The following is a 10190-nucleotide window of genomic DNA, read 5'->3' as shown; positions in this document are numbered from 1 at the left end:
ATCGGGGCGACCCTCCGCCTTGCGATCGCACGCACCAGACGCCGCCGAGCCCGCCCTCCGGGCGGACGGCGCTACTTTCGAAACACGCCCTAGGGAGCACTGTGACCATGACCAGTACGGACGCCGCCACCGCCACCACCGAAGGACATGAGGCGGCGGCGCTCCTGGAACGCACCCGGAACCTCGTCGACCCGCAACTCCGGGCCGCGGTCGAGTCGCTGCCCGGATCCATCCGGCGCGTCGCGATGTACCACTTCGGCTGGGAGCACGCCGACGGCACCACCGCCACCGGACAGGCCGGCAAGGCGATCAGGCCCGCACTCGTCCTCGCGGCGGCTCGGGCGGTGGGAGGCGACCCGGAGCAGGCGGTACGGGCGGCCGTGGCCGTCGAGCTGGTCCACAATTTCAGCCTTCTGCACGACGACGTCATCGATGAGGACCGGACCCGCAGGCACCGGCCCACGGCCTGGGCGGTGTTCGGGATCCCGGCCGCCGTCATCGCGGGTGACGCCGTCCTCGCCCTCGCCCACCGGCTGCTCGCCGAGGACACCCGCCCGTCGTCGGCGCGCGCCTCGGTCCGGCTCGCCAACTGCGTCATCGAGCTGTGCGCGGGACAGCAGGCCGACTGCTCCTTCGAGGACCGCGGCCCCGAGGACGTCTCCCTGGACGAGTGCCTCACCATGGCCACCGCCAAGACCGGCGCACTCCTCGGCTGCGCCTGTGCGCTCGGCGCGCTGTACGCCGGCGCGGGGGAGCGGGCGGTCGGCGCGATGGACGGCTTCGGCCGGGAGGCAGGTCTCGCCTTCCAGCTCATCGACGATCTGATCGGCATCTGGGGGGACCCGGCGCAGACCGGTAAGCCGGTCGGCGCCGACCTCGCCGCCCACAAGAAGTCCCTGCCGGTGGTCGCGGCGCTGACCTCCCGCACGCCGGCCGCGGACGAACTCGCCGCGCTCTACCGCGGTTCCATGAACACGGCCGCGGAGGTGAGCCGGGCCGCCGAGGCCGTCGACCGGGCCGGTGGCCGTGACTGGGCCCAGGTCTGCGCGGCGGACCGGATGGCCCGTGCGGTCCACCATCTGTCCCGAGCCGTCCCCGACCTGGCCGCGGCGGGCGATCTGATGGCCCTGGCGGAGTTCGTCACCCGCCGGACGCACTGAGGGGAGGGCGGCACGGGGACGCCGGCGGGCACGGGCTACAGTCCGTGCCCATGACAGACGAGTCATGGGCGGGCTGGTACCGGGACCGACAGGGTTCCGAGGCCATGATCCTCACCACCGACGGACAGCAACTCCGCATCCGGATCCGGGGAGTCGATTTCGAGGGCGAGAGTTTCGACGGCCTCGCCCCGTCCTCCGGCAGGCCGCCGGAGGACGGGGCGTTCGCCCTGGCGGACGGAGCGCTCACCGACTGCGTCCTGGAGTGGGACCTGCCGCTCCCGGTGGTCTCCGACGGGACGGCCCATCAGGCCACCCTCAGCTGCTTGTTGTCCCTACGGCGGGCTGACGCCGATCTCCATCTGGAGCTGCATCTCGGCGGCGCCGTCTTCAGTTCGCGCCGGGCCGAGCCGGACTTCGCCACCGCGCTCGAAACGATCCAGCGCATCCTGCCGCCCGGCGTCCGGCTGCAGACCTGCATCGCCTGCGCGTTCTCGGACTACTTCCCGGCTCCCGGCCGCGGACTCTCAGGAGGCCTGGCCTGTTTCCGGGGCGCGAAGGACGCGTACCGGGGGGCGGCGGGCGAGGACGATGTCGTCGGTCTGTGGGACCGGCGGACCGGCTTCGTCCAGGAGATCTGGAGCTGTCGTGAGTTCGAGCCCCGCCCGGCGGAGGGCGCGGGCACCGGGCACCGCGGCGCCTTCCCGCTCGAACTGGCCTGACCAAGAAGACCGGCCGGACATTGGGAGAGGGGCCGGGGGCTGGTGCGTGCAGCTGCGCGGAGGATCGAGTCATGGCGGAGCCGTGGTGAGTGACGGCCGCGGGTGTGCGTGCCGGACCGCGTGACGCCGCCCTCCCATTGCCGGCCGGCCCAAGCTGCCTGGCGGACCGTCCGGCGCGGCTCCTGCCCCGTACCGGATGTGTCCCGGTGCGGGGCAGGTCCCGTTGTCGCGACTTCATTGTCTGCCCGGTCGCCGCTGCCGCAGGGGGCCACATGCGAAGTGGTCCCCTGCGGCGTGGGGGGTGGCGACCGGGAGCGGCGCGGTGCCGCTCAGCCGGTGGAACCCGCTCGAACGGTCCCGGCCGGATCGCCCGGTGGCGGTGGTGGTGCGGCCGGGGTCAGGAGCCGCTGCCGCGGGCGAGCGCGGCAGCGAGACCGTTCTGCCACAGGTAGTTCACCTGGCTGCGCTCGTTCGCGTCGGGATACGGGTTGGTGCAGGACGGGCCCGGGCCGCCGCCCGACATCAGCTCGCTGCACGGCCCCGAGTAGTCGTCCGGGAGGCCGAGCACATGCCCGGTCTCGTGCGTGGTGACACGGGTCGAGTCGTACTGCTGGTTCTGCGCGTAGTCGAGGAAGACGTATCCGTTTCCGTGCCCGTCGGTGCTCGCGTAGGAACCGTTGGGGTCGTTGCCCTCGTAGTAGGCGAAGTCGGCGTTCGAGCCCTCCTGCAGCCGGACGTTGGAGACCGAGCTGTTCCAGATCTGCGTGCTGTTGGCTATCTGGGTGCGGAAGCTCGGCGCGTTGGCGGCGCTGTAGACGATGGTGACCGAGGTGACGCCGGGGTGCGCCGCCCGCTTCTCGGCGACCGACTTCATGACCGCTTCGAAGAACGCCTTGTTCGCCGCGGCGTTCTCGTGCGCCTGCGACCCGGAGGGAGCGGTGTAGCCCGCCCGCACGGCCGACGCGGAGACGGGGGGCGCGGCCGAGGCGATCGCGGGCGCCGTGCCCAGCGCGGCGGCGAGGCCGAAGCCGAGGCCGACGACGGCCGACATGACGGTCCTGGGGTGTCTCATGGGGGGATCTCCTGCCAGTTACCGGTGGGGGCCCGCCCGGACACCTGAGCCGGACGGGTGCGGTACGCAGAGAGTGTCGAGGAACCCGAGCCGCTGCGGATGATGTCAATCGGCGATAGCTCCGCCCTATCGCCCGTCCGCAGGACCGAACGTCCGCGAGCCCAACACCAGCTGAATTAGAGGCCTTTGATGCGGTTGTGACATCTGGTGCGACCTTCAGGGGCCGCCCTACCCTCGACGGCATGGACCTGGAGGTGAGGCACCTCAGGGCGCTGTGCGCCATCGCCGACACGGGCAGCCTGCATCAGGCCGCCCGCAGACTGGGCGTCAGCCAGCCCTCCCTGACCACCCAGTTGCGGCGGATCGAGAACTCCCTCGGCGCCGAGCTGTTCCGCCGCGAACGGACCGGCTGCCGGCCGACCCCGCTCGGCCGCTCCGTCCTCAGCCGCGCCCGCCCGCTGGTCGACGGCATGACTGCCCTGGTCGCCGAGGCCAAGGCCGAGGCCGACGTGGTGCGCGCGGACGGCCCCCGGCTGCGGATCGGCTGCACCGCCAGCCGTGTCATCGGCGCCTGGCTGCGCAGACTGCGGATCCGGATGCCCGACACGGACATCTCGCTGAGGGTCGACGTGTCGGCCCACGCCCTGCTGCGCACCGTGGAGGCGGGCAGGCTCGACGTCGCCTTCGTGCACGAGGTGGAGGGCTGTCCGCTCGCCGTCCCGGAGGGCCTGGAGCAGCGCGTGCTCATCGACCGTGAACCCCAGTTCATCTCCATGGCCCGGGACCATCCGGCCGCCGCCCGGCCGGTGGTGGACCTGGTCGACCTGGCCGCCGACCGCTGGATGGTCGATCCCACGGTGGACGGTGAATGGGACGGGCTGCGCCGGGTGTTCGGCGCGGCAGGTCTCGCCCCGACCGTCCTGCACGGCGACTATCTGACCGCCGCCTCCCTGGTCGTCCTGGGCGAGGCGGTCGCTCCGTGCCAGCCCACCTCGGGCCCACGCGACGACATGGCCATCCGCCCGCTGCGCGACGACCCGCTCGCCGTACGGCTGCTGCTGGTGTCCCGGCCGGGCGCCGACACGGACCCGGCGTACGAGGAGTTGCGGGCCGCCTACCGGGAGGCGGCGCAGCGCGTGGCCGGATACCACCAGTGGCTGCTGCGCAACCGCAGCCCGCTCGCCCGGACCCCCTGACACTCCACGCCGGCCGAACCGCCCGACCCCGCCTGCCGCCCGGCTCCCCGGCGTCCGGATCCGCGCCGTCCGGTTCCGCCCGGAGCGAGACGGTGTTCGCCACGGCATCCGCCACGGGCAGAGTCGGGACCATGAAGCTGTTGATTCTGGGCGGTACGGAATTCGTCGGGCGCGCCGTCGCCGAGGCGGCGGTTGCGCGGGGCCTGCAGGTCACGGTCTTCCACCGCGGCCACCACGCGCCCCCGCCGGGCGTCGCCGAACTGTTCGGCGACCGCACCGCGGCCGGCGGGCTCGCGGCGCTCGCCGCCGGGGCGGAGGAGGGCGGCCCGGACGCGTACACCTGGGACCTGGTCGTGGACACCTGGAGCGGCGCCCCCTCCGCCGTACGGGACGCGGCCCGGCTCCTCGCCGGCCGTGCCGCGCGGTACGCGTACGTCTCCAGCCGTTCGGTGTACGACCACCCCGCACCGGCCGGGCTCTCCGAGGACGGCCCGCTGGTGGGCGGGGCCTCGCCGGACGCCGGGGCGGACGCCCCCTACCCGGTGGCCAAGCGCGGCGGTGAACTGGCCGCACTCGACGCGTTCGGCGACCGCGCCCTGCTGGCGCGCGCGGGACTGATTCTCGGCCCGTGGGAGAACATCGGCAGGCTGCCCTGGTGGCTGCGGCGGATCGCCCGCGGCGGTCCCGTCCTGGCCCCGGGTGCACCGGACACCCCGATCCAGTACATCGACGCCCGTGACCTGGCGGACTGGCTGCTGGACGCGGGGGAGCGCGGTCTGCACGGACCGTACAACCTGGTCAGCCGTCCGGGGCACGCCACCATGGGGGAACTGCTGAACGCGTGTGTGCGCGCCACGGGTTCCGATGCGGTCCTGCGGTGGACGGCCGCCGAGAAGATCCTGGCGGCAGGTGTCGAGCCGTGGAACGAGCTGCCGGTCTGGCTGCCGCCGGGCGAGCTGTACGACGCCCTGCACCAGGGCGACGTCAGCAGGGCGCACGCGGCCGGACTGCACTGCAGGCCGGTCGGGGAGACGGTCGCCGACACCTGGGACTGGCTCTCCGGGCTGGACGGCGAGGCACCGCAGCGGGCGGACCGCCCCGCGGTGGGGCTCGCCCCGGAGACCGAGGCGAAGCTGCTGGAGGCATGAGCCCCCGGAGTGCCGTCGGGCGGTATCCGGATCCGCGCGGCGTGGCAGACCTTGCGATCCGTCAACAAAGCGGAATATTGCCTGGTATGGGCGTATATGAGCGTAGGCGAGGCAGAAGGACCACGGCGGTGGCGACGGTGGCCGCGGCGGCGGCGATGGTGGGCGCGGCCGCCCCGGCGGCCGCCGCCCCGCTGCCGGGCGGACCCGGTCCGTGTTCCGGCAACGACTGCCCGACGACAGGGCCGGACCGGCACGACGGGCCCGTCACCCACCTCGGCGGCGGTGCCGGCACCGTCGCCGGTGAAGTCACGGAACCGGCGACCGAAATCCCGGCCCAGGCGCCGGAATCGACGGTGGAACCCTCGTATCCCGGACCGGACCGGCCTCATCCCGGGAGCTCGCTCCCGGACACCGGGGCGCGCAGCGGCACATGGCTCATCGGCGGGATCGCGGCGGCGCTGTTCGCAGGGGGAGTGGCCGTCGTGCTGATCGCCCGGAGGACACGCCGGCGCGGCTAGGGTCTGTCGGCCGGATCGTGCCGGGCTCGCGTGCCCCGGCCGATCGGGCCCGGCAGCCCTTAGTTTGGGCCCATGGCCGAACTCTTGCTCCACCTCACCGAAGGCCCTCTGTGGGAGGCGGCCCGCGGGACCGGGACGTACGAGATGTCCACCCGCGGCCGGACCCTGCAGGAGGAGGGCTTCATCCACTGCTCGCTGCCGCACCAGCTCCCCCGCGTGGCCGAGATGCTGTACGGCGCCGGAACCCCGGCCGTCGCCGGCGGTCCGGCCGGCCTGGTGGTGCTCGTCATCGATCCCGCGCGGCTCTCCGTACCCGTGCGGTACGAGGCCCTCGCGCCCGGCGGCGAGGAGTTCCCGCACATCTACGGCCCCGTCCCGGTCGACGCCGTCGTGGAGGTTCGTCCCTGGCCGCGCAAGGAAGGCACTCCCGTATGAACAGCACACCCCCCACCGGTCCCGGCGGCACCCGCGCCGTCGCGGACGCCCCGATCATCGCGGTGACCGGCGCGAGCGGCGCCGTCGGCGGCCGCGTCGCCCAGCGGCTCGCGCGCGCCGGCGTCCCCGTGCGGCTCCTCGGTCGCGACCCGAAACGCCTGCCCGACCTGCCCGGCACGGTTGCCGCACCGCCCGCCGCCTACGGTGACGGCGCAGCCATGCGCCGGGCGCTCGCCGGGGCGCACACCCTGTTCCTCGTCTCCGGGCACGAGAGCCCCGACCGGGTGCGCGAACACACCACCGCCGTGGACGCGGCGGTCGCCGTCGGCGTCGAGCGCATCGTGTACGTGTCGTTCCTCGGCGCCTCACCGGAGGCCACGTTCACCTTCGCCCGCGACCACTGGTACACCGAGGCCCACATCCGGGTCTCCGAAGTGCGCTACACCTTCCTGCGCGACAGCTGGTACCTCGCCGGTATCCCGGCGATGACCGGGACCGACGGTGTGCTGCGGGGCCCGGGCGGCGACGGGCGGGTGGCGGCCGTGGCGCACGACGACATCGCGGACGCGGCGACAGCCGTCCTGCTGGCCGACACCGAGAGCGAGGACACCCGTCACGACGGGATGACGTACGACCTCACCGGGCCGGAGGCGTTCACCCTCGCGGAAGCCGCCGAGGAGCTGAGCCGCGTCACCGGACGCCCCGTCACGTACCACCCGGAGACCCGGGAGGAGGCGTACGCCTCGCGGGCGCGGTTCGGTGCCGAGGACTGGGAGGTCGCCGGCTGGGTGACGTCGTACGAGGCCATGGCGGCCGGCGAGATGTCCGCGGTCTCGGACGCCGTGGAACGGCTGACCGGCCGTCCGGCGAAGAGCCTTGCCGCGTATCTGAGCGATAATCCGGACAGCTACCGGCATCTGCTCACGGCGGACTGACCCTCCGGCGGCGCGGCCGCCGGACCCGACCGGAGGAGAGGGGCGGCCGATCATGCGCACAGAAACCCCCTGGGGGCCGTGGGAGCCGGCCCCGCTCGCCGAGGTCGCCCGGCGCTTCGCCCCCCTGCGCACCCCGTGGTGGATCGCCGGCGGTCACGCGATCGAGCTGGCCGTCGGCCACTCCTTCCGGGGCCACGCCGACATCGACGTCTTGCTGCTCCGCCGCGATCAGCTCACCGCCCAGCGGACGCTGGCCGGCTGGGAGTGGTGGGCGGCCGACCCGCCCGGCACCCTGCGTCCGTGGCTGCGCCACGAGATCCTGCCGCCCGAGGTCCACGACATCTGGTGCCGGCCCGGACCCGACGAACCCTGGCGCATCCAGTTCATGCTCGACGAGGCGGACGGCGACGAGTGGGTCTTCCGCCGAGATTCCCGCATCCGGCTGCCGCTCGACCGGCTGGGCCGGGTCTCGGGGGACGGCATCCCGTACCTCGAGCCGCATGTGCAGCTCCTGTACAAGGCGAAGTCCCGACGGCCCAAGGACGAAGTGGACTTCACGACGACCCTGCCCGTCCTCGATGCCGACCGGCGCGCGTGGCTGACCGAGACGATCACCCTGGCGCACGGCGCCGATCACCCCTGGGCGGTGCGGCTGCGCAGCCAGGAGTGAGGGCACGACGGGGCCCGTGCGGCGGCCGACGAGGGAGCGCCCGACGCCGTGCCCCGATACACCGGGGTCCGGACGGGGCCCCGGCCCGGCGCGCCCCGGCGGCTCACCGCACGTACGTGCCCGCCCGTGCCGCAGCCGCCGCGGCCTCGGCGGCCCGGTCGGCGGCCGCCGTGTCGAGCGGGTCGCCGCTGATCAGCAGGCGGTAGTAGAGCGGTGCCGAGACGGCGCGGACCACCTCGCCGGGGTCCGTGCCCTCGGGCAGTTCGCCGCGTTCCAGGGCCTGGGTGACACAGCCGGCCCACTCCGCGATGCGGATCGCGTAGAAGCGGTGCAGGGACTCGGCCGTGCGCGCGTCGCAGGCCGCCGCGGCGATCACCGACCTGAACAGAGGGCCCTGGCGGGGGTCGGACAGGGTTTTCACCACGAGCCGCGCGTTGGCCCTGAGGTCGTCGATCAGTGAACCCGTGTCCGTGCGGGGGGATGACTGCTCGGCCATGTCGTCGAGCAGGTCCGCGATCAGGCCGGTGGGTGTGGACCAGCGTCGGTAGACGGTGGTCTTGCCGACCTCCGCGCGACGGGCCACATCGGCGAGATCGAGTCCGTCGAAGCCGTGTTCCGCCAGGGCGTCACCCGCAGCCCGCAGCACGGATTCGCGTACCCGGGCGGTGCGCCCACCGGGCCGGACAGTGCCGGGTTCCACTCCCTCGGAAGTCATAACGGGTCTCCAGTTCCATTAGATGGGCTTTCCCTGTTACGGTGATCTCAGCTTAACGGAACCGTGGAACCGTTAAAACGTCTGCCTGAGGAAGGGCTCCCATGTCCGCACCGATCAAGGCCACACCTGGTACGACACCGTCGCCGACGCTCACCGTCGGCGCCGTGACCGTTCCCCCGCAGCCCGAGATCCGCATGACCGGGCGGCAGAAGCTCGTTCTCGCACTGCTCCTGGGCGCCCAGTTCATGATCGCGGTGGACTTCTCGATCCTGAACGTCGCACTGCCCGTCGTCGGCAAGGGGCTCGGCTTCGCACTGGCCGACCTGCAGTGGATCGCCACCGCGTTCGCCCTTGCCGCCGCCGGCTTCACTCTCCTGTTCGGGCGCGTCGCCGACCTCGTCGGACGCAAGCGGCTGTTCCTCGGCGGCATGGCCGTCCTCGGCGCCTCCTCCCTGCTCGGCGGAGTGGCGAACTCGCCCGAAGCCCTGCTCACCGCACGGGTGTTGCAGGGCCTGGCCACCGCCGCCGTCACCCCGGCCGGGCTCGCCCTGCTGACGACCGCCTTCAAGGAGGGGCCGTTGCGTGAACGCGCCCTCGGTCTCAACGGCGCGCTGATGTCGGCGGGGTTCACCGCCGGAGCCGTCCTCGGCGGGCTCCTCACCGATCTGCTCTCCTGGCGCTGGGCCTTCTTCGTCAACGCCCCCGTCGCCCTGCTGGTCCTGGTCCTCGCCCCGTCGGTCATCACCGACTCGCGCCCGGCCGAGCGGCCCAGGCTCGACATCCCCGGCGCGGTGACCGTCACGGGCGGACTCCTCGCCCTCGTCTACGGACTCACGCGGGCCGGCGGGACCGGCTGGACCGCCCCCACCACCCTGGCCGCGCTTCTTGCGGGCGTCGTTCTTCTCGTCGGCTTCTGGTTCGTCGAGAAGCGGGCCGCGACCCCCCTCGTCCCGGTGCGGATCCTGAAGCGGCGCAGCGTCATCTGGGGCAACACCGCGGGACTGATCGCGTTCGTCACCGAGACCTCCCTCGTCTTCCTGCTCACCCTCTACCTGCAGGAAGTCCTCGGCTACTCGCCCCTCACCACCGGTCTCGCCTTCGGAGTCCTCGGCATCGGCACGGTCATCGGCGGCACGCTGGGCGGCCGTGCCGCAGGGCGCCACGGGACCCGGGCCACCATCGTCACCGGTGGGGTCGTCCAAGCCGCCGCCACCCTCACCCTGGTCGCCCTCGGGACCTCCGGCGGCTGGATCTGGCTCCTTCTCGCCGCCACCTTCGTCGGCGGCATCGGCAACATGCTGATGATCGTCGGCTTCATGGTCACCGCCACGTCAGGACTCCCCGACAGCGAGCAGGGGCTGGCCACCGGCCTCGCCACGATGACCCAGCAGGTCGGCATCACCATGGGCATTCCGGTCATGAGTGCGGTCGTCGCCGCCCGGACGACCGCACTCGGTGACACCGGCCCCACCGGTGTCCTGTCCGGAGTCGCGGTGGCGATCGTGGTCAACTCCGCACTCGTCCTGGCGGGTTCACTCGCCGCAGGGGCGTTCCTCGGGGGCCGGCGGCGCGAAGGGGCCGCCGGCCGATGACCGCCGTGCCGGTCGGACGGAGAGAGGGAG

The 10190-nt window shown here is 73.2% G+C and carries 11 protein-coding genes; 9 read left to right on the top strand and 2 right to left on the bottom strand.

What is annotated here, in order from left to right; translation table 11 throughout:
* Positions 1-107 precede the first annotated feature (107 nt).
* The gene (locus ACFVXE_RS37960; RefSeq protein WP_389678252.1) at positions 108-1160 is read left to right on the top strand and encodes a family 2 encapsulin nanocompartment cargo protein polyprenyl transferase; all 1053 of its coding nucleotides are present in this window, start codon (positions 108-110) and stop codon (positions 1158-1160) included.
* Between the two features lie 50 nt (positions 1161-1210).
* Entirely contained in the window at positions 1211-1879 is a 669-nt protein-coding gene (locus tag ACFVXE_RS37955) for a DUF6304 family protein (protein WP_389678250.1), read from the top strand.
* 397 nt (positions 1880-2276) lie between these two features.
* On the opposite strand, the gene snpA is transcribed toward ACFVXE_RS37955, so the two are convergent.
* Positions 2277-2951 carry a snapalysin gene (gene snpA, locus ACFVXE_RS37950; RefSeq protein WP_389678248.1) on the bottom strand — a complete coding sequence of 225 codons (675 nt, stop codon included), beginning with the start codon at positions 2949-2951 and terminating at the stop codon, positions 2277-2279.
* Between the two features lie 242 nt (positions 2952-3193).
* Between snpA and ACFVXE_RS37945 the strand changes: the two genes are divergently transcribed.
* The 6 genes from ACFVXE_RS37945 to ACFVXE_RS37920 all read left to right on the top strand — a co-directional run bounded on the left by ACFVXE_RS37945 (position 3194) and on the right by ACFVXE_RS37920 (position 7853).
* Entirely contained in the window at positions 3194-4147 is a 954-nt protein-coding gene (locus ACFVXE_RS37945) for a LysR family transcriptional regulator (protein WP_389678246.1), read from the top strand.
* Positions 4148-4290: 143 nt separating this feature from the next.
* Positions 4291-5295, top strand: a complete 1005-nt coding sequence (locus ACFVXE_RS37940; protein WP_389678254.1) for an NAD-dependent epimerase/dehydratase family protein — start codon at positions 4291-4293, stop codon at positions 5293-5295.
* A gap of 128 nt (positions 5296-5423) precedes the next feature.
* Entirely contained in the window at positions 5424-5813 is a 390-nt protein-coding gene (locus ACFVXE_RS37935; protein WP_389678244.1) for an LPXTG cell wall anchor domain-containing protein, read from the top strand.
* 72 nt (positions 5814-5885) lie between these two features.
* Positions 5886-6248, top strand: a complete 363-nt coding sequence (locus ACFVXE_RS37930) for a DUF952 domain-containing protein (RefSeq protein ID WP_389678242.1) — start codon at positions 5886-5888, stop codon at positions 6246-6248.
* Positions 6245-7183 carry an SDR family oxidoreductase gene (locus tag ACFVXE_RS37925; protein WP_389678240.1) on the top strand — a complete coding sequence of 313 codons (939 nt, stop codon included), beginning with the start codon at positions 6245-6247 and terminating at the stop codon, positions 7181-7183. The genes ACFVXE_RS37930 and ACFVXE_RS37925 overlap by 4 nt, the downstream gene beginning before the upstream one ends.
* Positions 7184-7235: 52 nt before the next feature.
* Positions 7236-7853: a nucleotidyltransferase domain-containing protein gene (locus ACFVXE_RS37920; protein ID WP_389678238.1), complete on the top strand. Its 618-nt coding sequence runs from the start codon at positions 7236-7238 to the stop codon at positions 7851-7853.
* Between the two features lie 103 nt (positions 7854-7956).
* On the opposite strand, the gene ACFVXE_RS37915 is transcribed toward ACFVXE_RS37920, so the two are convergent.
* Positions 7957-8568 (bottom strand): TetR/AcrR family transcriptional regulator, encoded by a 612-nt coding sequence (locus tag ACFVXE_RS37915; protein WP_389678236.1) that lies wholly within the window; start codon positions 8566-8568, stop codon positions 7957-7959.
* Positions 8569-8669: 101 nt separating this feature from the next.
* On the opposite strand from ACFVXE_RS37915, the gene ACFVXE_RS37910 reads away from it, so the two are divergent.
* On the top strand, positions 8670-10160 hold the full coding sequence (locus ACFVXE_RS37910) for an MFS transporter (RefSeq protein ID WP_389678234.1): 1491 nt from the start codon (positions 8670-8672) through the stop codon (positions 10158-10160).
* The last annotated feature ends 30 nt before the right edge of the window (positions 10161-10190 follow it).

Source organism: Streptomyces sp. NPDC058231 (genome assembly GCF_042882275.1).
Lineage (GTDB): Bacteria > Actinomycetota > Actinomycetes > Streptomycetales > Streptomycetaceae > Streptomyces.
Note: the sequence above shows the minus strand (reverse complement) of the source record. Positions and strands in the feature narration are given on the sequence as shown.

Coding starts and splice junctions, on each gene's coding strand:
- ACFVXE_RS37960 (WP_389678252.1), top strand. CDS start 108: ATGACCAGTACGGACGCCGCCACCGCCACCACCGAAGGACATGAGGCG.
- ACFVXE_RS37955 (WP_389678250.1), top strand. CDS start 1,211: ATGACAGACGAGTCATGGGCGGGCTGGTACCGGGACCGACAGGGTTCC.
- snpA (WP_389678248.1), bottom strand. CDS start 2,951: ATGAGACACCCCAGGACCGTCATGTCGGCCGTCGTCGGCCTCGGCTTC.
- ACFVXE_RS37945 (WP_389678246.1), top strand. CDS start 3,194: ATGGACCTGGAGGTGAGGCACCTCAGGGCGCTGTGCGCCATCGCCGAC.
- ACFVXE_RS37930 (WP_389678242.1), top strand. CDS start 5,886: ATGGCCGAACTCTTGCTCCACCTCACCGAAGGCCCTCTGTGGGAGGCG.
- ACFVXE_RS37925 (WP_389678240.1), top strand. CDS start 6,245: ATGAACAGCACACCCCCCACCGGTCCCGGCGGCACCCGCGCCGTCGCG.
- ACFVXE_RS37920 (WP_389678238.1), top strand. CDS start 7,236: ATGCGCACAGAAACCCCCTGGGGGCCGTGGGAGCCGGCCCCGCTCGCC.
- ACFVXE_RS37915 (WP_389678236.1), bottom strand. CDS start 8,568: ATGACTTCCGAGGGAGTGGAACCCGGCACTGTCCGGCCCGGTGGGCGC.
- ACFVXE_RS37910 (WP_389678234.1), top strand. CDS start 8,670: ATGTCCGCACCGATCAAGGCCACACCTGGTACGACACCGTCGCCGACG.